This window comes from Xanthomonas sp. DAR 34887 (assembly GCF_041245805.1).
Lineage (GTDB): Bacteria > Pseudomonadota > Gammaproteobacteria > Xanthomonadales > Xanthomonadaceae > Xanthomonas_A > Xanthomonas_A tesorieronis.
This window is the reverse complement of the sequence record NZ_CP162490.1, coordinates 5,238,634-5,252,964: the sequence shown is the minus strand read 5'-3', so window position 1 is coordinate 5,252,964 and position 14,331 is coordinate 5,238,634. Positions and strand designations below refer to the sequence as shown.

The following is a 14,331-nucleotide window of genomic DNA, read 5'->3' as shown; positions in this document are numbered from 1 at the left end:
TGGCGCTGTCGCGCGACGCCTGCCGCCCTATCGTGCAGCCATGACGAACTAGGGAGGAAGAGGTCATGCGTCTGCGCCGATATGCTGCCGTCCTGCTGGCCGTGTGGCCCCTGTTTGCATTGGCATCGGATCCGCATCCGACGCGGTTGCCCAACGCCAGCGCGCTGGATGCGCAAGTGGCCCGCGCGCTGGCCGCCACGCATGCCAACGGCCTCGCGCTGGCGGTAATCGATCAGGGACGCATCGTGCACGTGCGCGCCTATGGCAAACGCAACGCCGCTGGCGATCCCCTGCAGCCGGACACGGTGATGTATGGCGCATCGCTGACCAAGATGGCGTTCGCCTACATGGTGATGCAACTGGCCGAGGAGGGCGTGCTGGACCTGGATCGCCCGATCGCCGACTACCTGGACAAACCGCTTCCCGACTATCCGGCCGACCCCAAGTACGGACCCTGGCCCGATCTCGCCGGCGACCCCCGCTGGCGCACGCTGACGGCGCGCATGCTGCTCACCCACAGCGCCGGCTTCGCCAACTTCGCGTTCGTGGAGCCAGACGGCAAGCTGCGCATCCACTTCGCTCCCGGCAGCCGCTACGCCTATTCCGGCGAAGGCCTGATCCTGCTGCAGTTCGTGCTCGAACGCGGCCTGGGCCTGGACGTGGGCCAGGAAATGCAGCGCCGCGTGTTCGACCGCTTCGGCATGCAACGCACCAGCATGACCTGGCGGCCGGACTTCGCCGCCAACCTGGCCGATGGATGGACCGTGGACGGCAGCGTGGAAGCGCACGATCCGCGCAGCACGGTGCGCGCGGCCGGCTCGATGGACACGACGATCGCCGACATGGCCAGGTTCGCGGCAGGCTATCTCGCAGGCAAGGGGCTTTCGCCGCGGAGCGCGGCGATGCTGACCGCGCCGCAGCTGGCGATCACCACCGCCTCGCAGTTTCCGACGTTGCAGGACGAACTGCCGCCCGAGCGCCGGCGCGCCGACCTCGCCGCCGGCCTGGGCGTGGTGGCGTTCCGCGGGCCGCAGGGCGCGGCGTTCCTGAAAGGCGGACACAACGAGAGCACCGGCAATCTGCTGGTCTGCGCCAGGCGCTACCAGCGCTGCGTGGTCATCCTGTCGAACGACGTGCGCGCCGAGCGCGCATTCCCGGCGCTGATCGACTTCGCGATGGGCAAGACCGGTGCGCCGTGGACGTGGGAATACGGCGATATGCAGTTCGTCCGCTGAAGCGGGCGCGACGATCGCGGTGGCGGGCGCGTGCGATCGGCGCGCGCCTGCCCTCGCTCTACTGCGCCTGCGCCGGCACCGCGAGCACCGCGTCGAACGCCGGCTTGGGCCTGCGCTCGCGGTCGAACAGCAGCGGATAGTTGCGCCGTCCCGGCACCGGGTAGTCGTTCTTCCACGACATGCCGTCGTCTACGCCCCACACGCTGACCCGCGTCAGCTTGTCGCGCTTGCGCCAGAACAGCTGGAACAATTCGGCGTAGCGGTCGCGCAACTGCGCCTGTACGTCTGCCGGCAGGCCGTCGCGGTACGGATCGAGGTAGCGCTTGAACTCCGGCAGCTGGAACTGCTTGTGCGCCATCCCGGTGCCGATCACCTGGCCTTCCTTGGTCAGCGGCAGCACGTCCACGTCCAGCTCGGTGATCATCACCTTGACCCCGAGCGCGGCGTAGGCGTCGATTGCCGCCTCGATGTCGTGCAGGCTGGGATAGTCCAGGCCCCAGTGGCCCTGCATGCCGATGCCGTCGATACGGATGCCGGCGCGTTGCAGCATCTTCACCATGCGCACGATGCCGTCGCGTTTCTCCGGGCGCCAGGCATTGAAGTCGTTGTAATACAGCTGCGCATCCGGCGCGTACTGCGCGGCGAAGCGGAACGCCTGCCGCACCAGTTCGTCGCCATCGCCGACGCGCTCCACCCACTTGGTGGTGCGGTAGCTGCCGTCCTCGTCGATCACCTCGTTGACCACGTCCCAGGCCTGCACCTTGCCGACGTAGCGCCCGGCCACCGCCTGGATGTGCGCGCGCATGCGCTCGATCTGCGCGTCGCGGCCATTGGGCTTGCCCTGCGCATCGACGAAGAACCAGTCCGGCGTCTGGTTGTGCCAGACCAGGGTGTGGCCGACCACGAACATGCCGTGGCGGCGGCCGTAGTCGACGAAGGCGTCGGCGGCGGCGAAATCGAAGACGCCGGGGCGCGGATTGACCACTTCGGCCTTCATCGCGTTCTCGGCGGTGATCGCGTTGAACTGCCGCGGCACCAGCGCGGCGGAGGCGGCGTCCTTGCCGGAGACGATGTCGGCGTTGACCGCGGTGCCGATCAGGAACGCGCCGGCGTAGGCGTCTTTGAGGCTGCGGCCGTCCACCGCGGGGTTCGGCGTGCGCGTCGCGGCAGCAGGGTGGTCGGCGGCACCCGCCGCCGCCGTGCCGAGCAGGCAGGCCAGCAGCAGGGCCGGGACGCATGTGTTGCGCAGTGCGGGCATGGCGATGGTCCTTGTTCGAGCGTGGTGGGTAGCACGCGGGCGCGCGTCGCTCATGGCTGCACCCGCAGCTGCGTGCTGGCAGCCTGCAGCGTGTCCGATTCGACGTGCAAGGTGATGGTGCCGCGCTTGCCCGGCAAGGCGCGCACGATCGCCAGCGCCAGGCCGTTGAAGGCATTGCGCTCGTGTGCGGCGAACGACTCCAGGTCGGTGGGATCGCCGTTGTCGGCGGCGACGAGTTCGCCGGGGCCCTCGACGCGGAAGCGCAACCGGTCGCCGGCGGTGGGCGCGGGATTGCCGTCGCGGTCGAGCAGGCGCACGGTCACGAAGACCAGGTCGCGACCGTCGTTGCGGAGCGTGGTGCGGTCCGGTGTCGTCTGTAGCCGCGCGGCCGGGCCCGCGGTGCGCACGCGCTCGCTGGCCCAAGGCTTGCCGTCCTTGTAGGCCTGCACGCGCAGCTCGCCCGGCGCATAGATCACCTGGTCCCAGCGCAGCCGGTACTGCAGCGGCGCCTTCTTCTTGCGCCCTTGCGAGACGCCGTTGACGAACAGTTCGGCCTCGTCGCCGGAGGTGAACACGTGCACCGGCGTGACCTGGCCCTCGCGCCCCGGCCAGGTCCAGTGCGGCAGCAGATGCGCGATCGGCAGTTCGGGGCGCCAGCGCGCCTGGTACAGCCAGTAGCGGTCCTTGGGGAAACCGGCCAGGTCGAAGATGCCGGAGTAGGAACTGCGCGAGGAGTAGTACGGGGTCGGCTCGCCCAGGTAGTCGAAGCCGGTCCAGACGAATTCGCCGGCGACGAACGGATGCGTGTCGAGCGAGGCGAACACCTTGTCGGCGCTGGCACCGAAATCCACCGCGTGCAGTTCGTAGGCGCTGACCTGGTGCGCCACTGGATCGCCGCCGCGACCGTCGCGCACCGGCGCACTGTGCTCTTCGGTCACCGGAAACAGGTAGACGCCGCGGCTGCTCAACGCCGAGGCGGTTTCGCTGCTGAAGATCGGCTTGTGCGGAAAGCGCGCATGGAACAGCGGATATTGCGGCGGCTTGCGGATGCGCTCGGTGCCTGCGAACTCCGGCGTGTCGCGGATGCCTTCACCTTGGTAGTTGAGACCGATCACGTCCAGCGCCGCGGGCAGCGGCATGTCCGGCGCAGCGTAGTTCATCGCCGCCGTCGCCAGGCGGGTGGGATCTTCCTGGTGCACGATCGCCTGCAGGCGTTGCGCGATCGCCGCGCCGGCTTCCCCGGTGTACTGCTCGCCGACTTCGTTGCCCACGCTCCACAGGATCACCGAAGGATGGTTGCGGTCGCGGCGCAGCAGTGCGCGCAGGTCGGGCTCGTGCCAGTCGGGGAAGAGCAGGTGGAAATCCAGCGGGGTCTTCTTCATTTCCCAGCTGTCGAAGATCTCGTCGACGACCAGCAGGCCCATGCGGTCGGTCAGTTCCAGCAGTTCCGCTGCCGGTGGGTTATGGCTCATGCGAATCGCATTGGCGCCCATCCCTTGCAGCAGTTGCAGCTGGCGCTCGGCGGCGCGCGAGTTGAACGCGGCGCCGAGCGCACCGAGGTCGTGGTGATTGTTGACGCCGCGGATCGGCACGTGTTCGCCGTTGACCAGCAGGCCGCGCTGCGGATCCCAGCGCAGCGTGCGCACGCCGAACCGGGTTTCGTAGCGATCGACCACGCGCCCGTCCTGCGTGACCTCGGTGACCGCGACGTAGCGGTGCGGCCGCTGCGTCGGCGGCGGGCCCCATAACTGCGGCTTGGCGATGCGCGCGCTGCCGTCGAGCGTCGCGCTGCCGTGTGCGGCGATGCGGGTGCTGGCCGCGCCGATCCGCGCCACCGCCGCGCCTTGCGGCCTGCCCTCGGCATCCAGCGCATAGATCGCGGTGCTGGCCTGCGCCTGCGCCGCTGCGTCGCCGCTGTTGTCCAGCGTCACCGCCACACGCACCGTCGCCGCCTGCGCCGACACCTGCGGCGTACTGACCTGGGTGCCCCATTGGCCGACATGCACCGGCCCGGTCTTGCTCAGCCACACGCTGCGGTACAGGCCGCCGCCGGGATACCAGCGCGCCGATTGCGGCGGGTTGTCCAGGCGGATCGCCAGCTGGTTGCTGCCGCCGGGTACCAGGTACGGGGTCAGATCCACGCGCCAGGTGCTGTAGCCGTACGGCCAGCCTCCGACCAGGCGGCCGTTGAGCCAGACCGTGGCGTAGGACATCGCGCCGTCGATCTCGAGGAACACCGCGCGGCCGCGGTCGCTGGCGGGAATGTCCAGGCGCTTGCGGTACCAGCCCACCCCCCAGCTGGGCAGCCGGCCCATGCCGCCGTACGGGCCGTCCTTCAGGAACGGCCCGGCGATCGCCCAGTCGTGCGGCAGGTCCACGCGCGTCCATGCGCTGTCGTCGAAGTCGGCGCGGACGAAGGCCACATCGCTGCCCGGATCGCCGGGCGGTCGCAGGTGGCGCCGCGCCGGGTCGGCGATGAAGGCATTGCCGGTGGGCAGGATCCAGGGCTTGAGGACCGGCCGGGTGCGCGCTGCGACGTGGTCGGCGGCATCGGGGCGGGCATCGGCCACCTTGCCGTCGGCGCTGAGCGCGATGTCCGGGCGCACGTCGTAGTCCAGCGTGTCGCCGACCCCGGGCGCGTCGCCGCGATGGAACCGCCAATTGGCATCCAGCGACAGTCGCTCGCGCGGGGGCGGCGACTGCGACGCCGGCGCCGACGCCGCGTCGACGCTGCCGGCGGTAAGTGACGTCAGCACTAGCAACAGCAGCGGCGCGAGCGCGCGTTGCCGGCCACGCCTGGGCATCGCCACCGCCTTCTGCGCAGGTTCGCATGCCGGTGCGGCGCCAGCACGGGCGGCACCCGCCGTCACAACCGGTAGGCCTGTTTCGGCAGCCGATACGCCAGGTCCAGCGCAACCTCGGTGGCCTCGTCCTCGTCGAGGCGATGCTCGGCGACCAGTTTCGCCAGGAACGCGCAATCGACGCGGCGGGCGACATCGTGCCGCGCCGGGATCGACAGGAACGCGCGGGTGTCGTCGTTGAAGCCGACCGTGTTGTAGAAGCCGGCGCTGGCCAGGGTCTGCTCGCGAAAGCGCCACATGCCTTCCGGCGCGTCGTGGAACCACCAGGCCGGACCGAGCAGCAGCGCCGGGTAGTGCCCGGCCAGCGGCGCCAGTTCGCGCGCGTAGGTGCTCTCGTCCAGGGTGAACAGGATCAGGCTGAAGCCGGGGGTGTTGCCGAAGCGGTCCAGCAGCGGCTTCAGCGCGCGCACGTAGTCGGTGCGCAGCGGCAGGTCGGCGCCCTTGTCGCGGCCGTAGCGCGCGAACAGCTTGCGGTTGTGGTTGCGAAAGCAGCCTGGATGCAACTGCATCACCAGGCCGTCGTCCACGCTCATCGCCGCCATTTCGGTCAGCATCTGCGCGCGGAACAGTTCCGCCTCCGCGGCGCTGGCGCCACCGCCGCGGACCCGCGCGAACAGCCGAGCGGCCTCGGCCGCGGGCAGGTCAGCGGTGGCCGCGCTGGGGTGGCCGTGGTCGGTGGAGGTGGCGCCCATCTGCGCGAAGAACGCGCGGCGCTGGCGATGCGCGCGCAGATAGCCGTCCCAGGCGTACACGTCCTCGCCGGTCAGCTCGCCGAAACGGTGCAGCGCATCGGGGAACTGCTCGTGTTCCGGATCGATCACCGCATCGGGGCGGTAGGCGGTGATCACCCGTCCGCCCCAGCCGCTGGCGCGGATCGTGGCGTGGTGCTGCAACGCATCCAGTGGCGATTCGGTGGTGGCGATCACCTCGATGCCGAAGCGATCGAACAGCGCGCGCGGCCGGAACGCCGGCGTCTGCAGCGCCTCGCCGATGCGGTCGTAGTACAGGTCGGCGCTCGCCGCGTCCAGGCGCACGCGCAGGCCGAACACCTCGTGGAACACATGGTTCAGCCACAGCGCCGATGGCGTGCCGCGCAGCAGCTGGAAGCGTTCGGCGAACACGCGCCAGGCCGCGCGCGGGTCCACCGCGGCGCGGCTGCCGTCGGCGCGCGGGACGCCCAGCGCATCCAGGTCCACGCCCTGGCTGTAAAGCATGCGGAACACGTAGTGGTCGGGTACCAGCAGCAGCTCGGTGGCATTGGCGAACGGCGCATCCTCGGCGAACCAGGCGGGGTCGGTGTGGCCGTGCGGGCTGACGATCGGCAGCGTGGCGACCTGCGCGTACAGGCGGCGCGCGATCGCGCGCATGCCCGGCTCCGGCGGCAGCAGGCGGTCGGGATGCAGGGACAGGGCGGGGGAGGACAGGGTCATGGTCGGAATGCGGGTCGCGGAGGAATGAGGGTCGGAAGAAGCGCGCTGCGCGCTACGGCTTGCTCGCCACGTAGTCGCGCAACCAGGCCAGTGCCGGGCGCTCGCTGCCGTCGTCGCGGATCAGGTAGGCGCCTTCCTTGTCGCGCCACAGGCCGCGGCGAAAGCCCCACAGGGTCACGCCGCGCACACCCGCGTGTTCCCAGAACAGCGGGAACACGCGCTGATAGTCGGCCAGTTGCTGCGCATCGGTGGGGCCATCCAGATCGAGTTCGGTGACATAGATCGGCAACCCGGTGGCGGCCAGCGTGTCGAGGTTGGCGCGGTGGACCGAGATCGGCACGTCCGCCCGCGTCTCGAAGGCGTGTTGCTGCAGGCCGATCGCATCGATCAGGTGCTCGCGCTGCAGCAGCTGGATAAGCTGCAGGTACTGGCGCGTGGCGTCGGCACTGTTGGTGATGCCGTAGTCGTTGATCATCAGCCTGGCACGGGGGAAATGGCGCCGTGCCAGACGGAACGACTGCAGCACCCAATCCCAGCCGGTGCTGCCGGCGCCGCCCAGCGCCTGCAGGTAGTTGCCGCTGTCGTCTTTCCTGTCGTCGGGCTGATTGTGGCCCGGCAGGGTTTCGTTGGCCACCTCCAGCAGGTCGATGTCCGGATAGCGTTGCGCCACCGCGGCGAACCACTGCTCGATCGCGGCGCGCTGCTCCGTCGCCGGCAGCGACCGCAGCCACAGCGGTTGTTGGCTGCCCCAGATCAGCACGTGCATCTGGAACGGCATGGCGTTGCGCTTGGCCAAGGCGTAGGCCTCATCGAGCGCGCTCCAGTCCATGCGCCCGCGCATCGCTTCCACGCTGCCCCATTTGCCGGCGTTCTCGGGTGTGACCTTGTTCCAGTAGGTTGTGAAATCCTGGGCTTGCGCCGGGCCATAGGCGCTGCCCAGGAAGCGCTGCTTGCCGGCGGCCAGCGGCGCGGCGCCCGCCATGGCGGAAACCGCCAGCGACAGCGCGAACAGGAGCGATGCGATCGTTTTCATCGTGGCATCTCGCGGTGGGAGAGCGGAACGGAACCTGGTCGGATGGACGCGGATATGCCCGCGCGGCCGCGCGTCCCGACGTGTGCAGAGCGGTCGCGGTCAGGCATTGTCTTCCAACCGCGCCGGCTGCAGGCGCGGCGCCAGCCACTGCACCAGCGCCAGCGCCAGCAGGTAGGCCGAGCCGGCCATCAGGAACACCGGCACGTAACTGCCGGTGGCCTCCAGCAGAAAGCCGATGAAGGTGGCGATCAGCATGCCGCCGACCGCGCCGGCGAAGCCGCCGATGCCGACCACGGTGGCCACCGCGTGGCGCGGGAACATGTCCGAGGGCAGGGTGAACAGGTTGGCCGACCAGCCCTGGTGCGCAGCGGTGGCCAGACCGATCAGGCCTACCGCCAGCCACAGGTTGTCGGCGCGCGCGGCGAACACGATCGGCACCACCGCCAACGCGCAGAGCAGCATCGCGGTCTTGCGCGCGCGGTTGACGCTCCAGCCGCGGGCGATGAAGCGCCCGGCGATCCAGCCGCCGGTGATGCTGCCGACGTCGGCGAGCACGAAGATCACGATCAGCGGCGCGCCGAGCTGCAGCAGGCTCAGGCCGTACTCCGCATGCAGGAACTTGGGCAGCCAGAACAGGAAGAACCACCAGATCGGATCGGTGACGAACTTCGCCACCACGAATGCCCAGGCCTGGCGGTGGCGCAGCACCTGCGCCCAGCTCAGCCGTTGCACCGGTTCGGGCGGGTCGCTGCGGATATGCGCCAGTTCCGCCGCGCTCAGGCGTGGCTGCTGTTCCGGCGCGCGATAGTGCAGCCACCACACTGCCAGCCAGGTGGCGCTGAGCGCGCCGGTGAACAGGAACGCCGACTGCCAGCCCCATTTGCTGGCGATCACCGGCACCAGCAGCGGGGCGACGATCGCGCCGATATTGGAGCCGGAATTGAAGATACCGGTGGCCAGCGCGCGCTCGCGCCGCGGAAACCATTCGGCCACGGTCTTGATCGCCGCCGGGAAGTTGCCCGATTCGCCCAGGCCCAGGAAGAAGCGCGCGATCGCGAAGCCGATGAAGGTGGTCGCCAGCGCATGGCTCATCGCCGCCAGGCTCCAGATGCCGATCGCCAGCGCGTAGCCGGCGCGCGTGCCGAAGCGGTCGATCACCGCGCCGCTGCACAGCAGGCCCAGCGCGTAGGCGGCCTGGAACGCGGTGACGATGTAGCCGTATTCGATTTCGTTCCAGCCGATCTGGGTCTGCAGGAACGGCGCCAGCACACCCAGCACCTGGCGATCGATGTAATTGATGGTGGTGGCGGCCAGCAGCAGCGCGCAGATGCGCCAGCGCATGCGCCCCAGGCGCGTGCCGCTGGCGGTGACGGAGGTGGTGTCGCTCGTCTCGGTACCGGGCGAGGGAATCATGTCCGCGGCACCGGCACAACAATCCAGCTGCGCGCAGCGCGCTGCGCAGTCCGGTAGCGGCAGATGGCGTTGCACCCGCGCTGCTGTCTGATGCTGCGATGCGACACGCAATCTGCGCTGTTCCCGGCTCGGTGCATACGCTTCGATTCCCACGATGCGCGGCGGTTGCCGCCGTTTGGTAGCGCTATCATTAACACGCCACGCCAGGCGATCCATCGTGCACAGCAGCACAAACCGCGATGCCGACGCCGATCTGCGGCGTGCATCCGCCGTACCCAAGCGCACGTTTTCCGCAATGTATCCGTGTGCAGCGGGATTATGTTGCCCTGCAGCGTGACAGCCATCTTGGTAGCGCTAACATCCGCGGCCATGGCCAGGCACGGCCATTGCAGTCGCTGCACGTTTTTCCGTCGCTCGGGCATTTCGTCGGCTGGTCGCTCCGCGTCAAACCGCACGGAGCCGCAGGTCGCCTGTTTTTTGGGGAGGATCACGGTGAAGAACAGTTACGCGCGCACCACGTTGTCTCATGCACTGGCCACCGCACTGCTCGGCATGGCCGCGGGCAGCGCCTGGGCGCAGACCGCACCGCCCGCAGAAGCGCCTGCGGCGCAGACGGCGCCATCGCCGGCAGCGGCCGGCGACGATGCGGTCAAGCAACTGGATACGGTCACCGTCTCCGGCTATCGCCGCAGCATCCAGTTCTCCACCGACGCCAAGCGCGATTCGGTGACCTTCAGCGATACCGTGTTCGCCGAGGACATCGGCAAATTCCCGGACATGAACATCGCCGAGTCGCTCAACCGCATCCCCGGCGTGCAGCTCTCGCGCGACGTCAATGGCGAAGGCCTGAACATCGCCATCCGCGGCCTGGGCACCAGCTTCACCAAGACCACGCTCAACGGCGCCAGCATCGCCACCGCCTCGATCGGCCTCAACGCGCAGAACCAGAACCGCGAAGTGGACCTGAATCTGTTTCCGACCGAGTTCTTCACCCAGTTGACGGTAAGCAAGACGCCGACCGCGAGCATGCTCGAAGGCGGCGTGTCCGGCGTGGTCGACATGCGCAGCGCGCGCCCGTTCGACCGGCCCGGTACGCATCTGACCTACCAGCTGCAGGGCGACTGGAACAGCACCAGCGAGAAGACCACGCCACGCGGCGCGCTGATGGGCAGCTGGACCAACGAGTCCGGCACCTTCGGCGCGCTGTTCGGCGTGGCCTCGGTGCGCGGCAAGCTCGGCGTGGACGGTTTCGAGACCATCGGCTGGACCAATCCGGGCCTGACCTACGCGCAGTGCGGGCTGACCCCGCCGGCCGGCACGCCATCGACCAACCAGCCGGCCGCGTGCAACGCCAACGGCGGCGGCAACTGGCGCATTCCCGATACCGTGCCGGTCACCGCCGGCGCCGGCCTCACTCCCGGGCAGAGCATCGATGCTGCGTGGCTGCTGGCGCACAACCCCGGCCTGAGCATCGGGCAGATCAGCGACGCGCTGATCCCGCGCCTGGGTCGCCGGGTGCAGATGCAGGGCGATCGCAGCCGCGACGCGTCGGTGATGTCGCTGGAATGGCGACCCAGCGACACCGCGCATTTCTATTTGGACACGCTGTTCTCCAAGGCCACGCGCGACACCGACCGCACCAGCATGAACCTGATCGGGCGCAACGGGAACATGATTCCGTTGAACATGCAGGTGGACGGCAACGGCGTGGTCACCGATGCCACCTTCACCAACGCGCAGTTCTTCCTGGAAGCGCGGCCGTACCATGAGAACGTCAAGTTCTGGAGCGTCAATCCGGGCGCCGAACTGCTGTTCGGCGCGAACCAGGACATCAAGCTTAATGTGCAGGCCAATGCCACGCGCAGCTGGATGTACCGGCAATCGCCGAGCATCCTGGTGACTTCGCCGTTCACCACCGTGGACTACAGCAACACCGGTGGCGACCAGCCCTCGATCGAGAGCCCGCTGGATCTCAACGATCCGAATCTGGGCTGGAGCTGGACCGGCGGCCGGCTCAACATCAGCAACGAGAAGCGCGAGACCGAGACCCGCGGCGCACGCGCCGACCTGCAATTCGGCGAGGACAAGCGCAACGTCAAGGTCGGCGTCGCCTACGATCAGGCCGAGCGCCATATCCGCGGCTTCGACAACAGCACCGCGTGGGAAACCCTGGTCTGCCGCGGCGCCGGCGCCACCTGTACCGGCGGCGCCGGTTCGCTGATCCCGCAGTCGGCGCTGGCTTCCTACCTCAAGTCCGGCGAAAGTTTCATCACCGTGGACTTCGACCGCTTCCTGCGCGACAGCGGCTACTACGGCCTGAGCGCCGCCGCGCCGGAGACCAACGCGGCCAACACCGGCGCCTCCACCGGCGGCATCCTGGAAAAGAACTGGGGCTTCTATGTCGAAGCCAACGGCGAGACCGACGTGTGGAACCGCTCGATGCGCTTCAACGCGGGTGTGCGCTACGTGACCACCGACCAGACCATCAGCGGCCCGGTCACCGTCGGCGGAGTGCGCCGCTACCAAGTGCTGAACTCGGACTACAACGAACTGTTGCCCTCGTTCAACGTGGCCTGGGACGTGGCCGACAGCGTGGTGCTGCGCCTGTCCGGCTCGCGCACGCTGACCCGCCCCGATCCCAGCGCGATGCTGCCCAACACCAACTTCAGCGATCCCTCCGCGCAGACCGCCACCCAGGGCAATTCCAACCTGGCGCCATACCGGTCCACCAACGTGGACATCGGCGGCGAGTGGTACACCGGCGGCGAAGGCTTCGTCGGCCTGACCCTGTTCGACAAGCGCATCGACGGCTTCACCGTCAACGGCGTGCGGCGCATTCCGTTCTTGGACTTGGGCGTGGCCTACAGCGATCTGACCGCGACCCAGCAGGCCGCGATCGAACAGCGCGGCGGGCCGAACGCGGCGACCGTGGACGTGCAGACCCAGGTCAACGCCGACGGCACGCTCAACATCCGCGGCCTGGAAGCGATCTGGGTGCAGCCGCTGGATCGCCTGCTCGACGGCCTGGGTTTCAGCCTCAACTACACCCACGTCAAGCAGGAGTCCGAGGGCGACGGCATCCAGGCGGTGGCGGTGGGCGTGGCGCCGAATCTGTGGAACGGCACCGTGTACTGGGAGAAGAACAACGCCTCGGTGCGCCTGTCCTATGCCTGGAACGACGACATGATCATCTCCGGCGCCAACCAGAACGGCATTCCCGACGCGCGGCTGATGGCCGATGCGCGCGGGCAGCTGGACCTGTCGGCCAGCTACACCCTGGCGAAGCTTCCTTCGGCGCCGCAGATCACCCTCAACGTCACCAACCTCACCGACGAACCGCTGCGCACCACCTTCCAGTATCCGAACGCCACCTACGACCTGTACAAGCCTGGCCGCACCATCATGCTCGGCATCCGCGGTTCGTTCTGATCCTGGCGCAGCACGCGGTGCCCCGCGACGGCGGGGCATCGCGCGCGCGGTCGGCCGCGGGCCTGCCGCCGGGCGCGCCGCAACTCCCATCCGCTTCCGCCTTCGCCGTACCCTCGTCCTCCGGCCCCTCTCCCGGTGGAGAGGGCAGCAAGCTCCTCCCGCGATTCCAGGCCCATGACCAGCACGCACCGCCTCCCGCTCAGCGAAAAGATCGGCTACAGCCTGGGCGACCTGGCCGCCAATCTGATCTTCCAGACCCTGATCACGTTCCTGGCGTTCTTCTACACCGACATCTACCGCATCCCCGCCGGCACCGCGGCCACGCTGATCTCGGTGGTCGGCCTGGTCGGCGCGCTGGTGTTCACGCCGCTGGTGGGCGTGCTCGCCGACCGCACGCGTACGCGCTGGGGCAAGTTCCGGCCGTGGGTCCTGTGGACCGCGCTGCCGTTCGGCGCGATCTCGCTGCTGGCCTTCAGCACCCCGGCGCTGAGCGAGCAGGGCAAGGTGGTCTATGCGTTCACCACCTACACCTTGCTGGTGCTGATCTACGTCGCCAACAACCTGCCGTACTCGGCGCTCAGCGGCGTGCTCACCGGCAGCATGGAGCAACGCAACAGCCTGTCGGCGTACCGCTTCTTCGCGGTCACCATCGCCCAGTTCGTGATCCAGGTGCTGCTGCTGCCGCTGGTGCTGATCCTCGGCAACGGCGACAAGGCGCAGGGCTTCCAGCGCACCATGGCGCTGTTCGCGGTGGTCGGCACGCTGTGCTTTCTGATCACCTTCCTCACCACCCGCGAGCGGGTGCTGCCGATCGCCGCCGAACCGTCCAGCGTGCGCAAGGATCTGGGCGACCTGGTCCGCAACAAGCCGTGGCTGGTGATGCTGGCCCTGACCATCCTGGTGTTCGTCAACCTGGCGATGAAGGGCGGCATGTACGTGTACTACTTCAAGTACTACCTGGATGCTGCGGCATTGACGCGCTTCCTCGACCAGGCAGGGTTCAACGCCTTCATCGCCGGCATCAACGGCCTGCTCGCCAGCGCCGGGCTGACCGCGCTGCACTGGCCGCAGGACGCGCCGACCTCCGCCTTCAGCGTGTTCAGCGCCGGCGGCATCCTGGCGATGATCGTCGGCATCGGCTGTTCCAAGCGCCTGGCCGACCGCTACGGCAAGCGCAACGTGTTCGGCGCGGCGCTGCTGGTGTCCACGCTGTTCCTGCTGGCGTTCGCGGTCTATCCGCCGCAGGCGATCGGCCTGGTGTTCGGCTCCTACGTGCTGCATGGGTTCTTCTACGGGATCACCATCCCGCTGCTGTGGGCGATGATCGCCGACGTGGCCGACTACTCGGAGTGGAAGAACCACCGCCGCGCCACGGCGATCATCTTCTCGGCGATGCTGTGCGGGCTGAAGGTCGGCCTGAGCGTCGGCGGCGCGCTGGTCGCCGGCCTGCTGGCGTTCTACGGCTACGACGCCGCGCTGCCGCAGCAGAGCGCCGCCGTGACCGGCGGCATCCGCCTGGCGGTCAGCGTGTATTGCGCGATCCCGTTCCTGCTCGGCGTGGCGCTGCTGTTCTGGTACGAGATCGACAAGGCGCTGGAATCGCGCATCGAACGCGAACTGGATGCGCGCCGCCAGCAGGCCGCCACGCCCGGCAACTGACGTTTTTCCTCCC

General features: G+C 68.8%; 8 protein-coding genes. 3 read left to right on the top strand and 5 right to left on the bottom strand.

Annotated elements, in window-relative coordinates; genetic code table 11:
- Window positions 1–65 precede the first annotated feature (65 nt).
- Complete coding sequence (locus AB3X08_RS22200; RefSeq protein WP_369935234.1) at window positions 66–1,235, top strand: serine hydrolase domain-containing protein; 1,170 nt, start codon at window positions 66–68, stop codon at window positions 1,233–1,235.
- A gap of 58 nt (window positions 1,236–1,293) precedes the next feature.
- Here AB3X08_RS22200 and AB3X08_RS22195 read toward each other — a convergent pair whose 3' ends face one another.
- The 5 genes from AB3X08_RS22195 to AB3X08_RS22175 all read right to left on the bottom strand — a co-directional run bounded on the left by AB3X08_RS22195 (window position 1,294) and on the right by AB3X08_RS22175 (window position 9,230).
- A complete protein-coding gene (locus tag AB3X08_RS22195) occupies window positions 1,294–2,493 on the bottom strand; it encodes an endo-1,4-beta-xylanase (RefSeq protein ID WP_369935233.1) in 1,200 nt (399 codons plus the stop codon).
- Between the two features lie 50 nt (window positions 2,494–2,543).
- A complete protein-coding gene (gene galB, locus AB3X08_RS22190) occupies window positions 2,544–5,297 on the bottom strand; it encodes a beta-galactosidase GalB (protein ID WP_369935231.1) in 2,754 nt (917 codons plus the stop codon).
- Window positions 5,298–5,359: 62 nt separating this feature from the next.
- Complete coding sequence (gene uxaC, locus AB3X08_RS22185; RefSeq protein ID WP_369938614.1) at window positions 5,360–6,778, bottom strand: glucuronate isomerase; 1,419 nt, start codon at window positions 6,776–6,778, stop codon at window positions 5,360–5,362.
- A 58-nt stretch (window positions 6,779–6,836) separates the two neighbouring features.
- Window positions 6,837–7,817: an endo-1,4-beta-xylanase gene (locus AB3X08_RS22180; protein ID WP_369935229.1), complete on the bottom strand. Its 981-nt coding sequence runs from the start codon at window positions 7,815–7,817 to the stop codon at window positions 6,837–6,839.
- A 99-nt stretch (window positions 7,818–7,916) separates the two neighbouring features.
- Window positions 7,917–9,230, bottom strand: coding sequence for an MFS transporter (locus AB3X08_RS22175; protein WP_369935227.1), 1,314 nt, complete (start codon window positions 9,228–9,230; stop codon window positions 7,917–7,919).
- A 492-nt stretch (window positions 9,231–9,722) separates the two neighbouring features.
- Here AB3X08_RS22175 and AB3X08_RS22170 point away from each other — a divergent pair, with 492 nt between their 5' ends.
- Together AB3X08_RS22170 and AB3X08_RS22165 are read left to right on the top strand one after the other, a co-directional pair.
- The gene (locus AB3X08_RS22170; protein WP_369935226.1) at window positions 9,723–12,659 is read left to right on the top strand and encodes a TonB-dependent receptor; all 2,937 of its coding nucleotides are present in this window, start codon (window positions 9,723–9,725) and stop codon (window positions 12,657–12,659) included.
- A 174-nt stretch (window positions 12,660–12,833) separates the two neighbouring features.
- Window positions 12,834–14,318 (top strand): MFS transporter, encoded by a 1,485-nt coding sequence (locus AB3X08_RS22165; protein WP_369935225.1) that lies wholly within the window; start codon window positions 12,834–12,836, stop codon window positions 14,316–14,318.
- The last annotated feature ends 13 nt before the right edge of the window (window positions 14,319–14,331 follow it).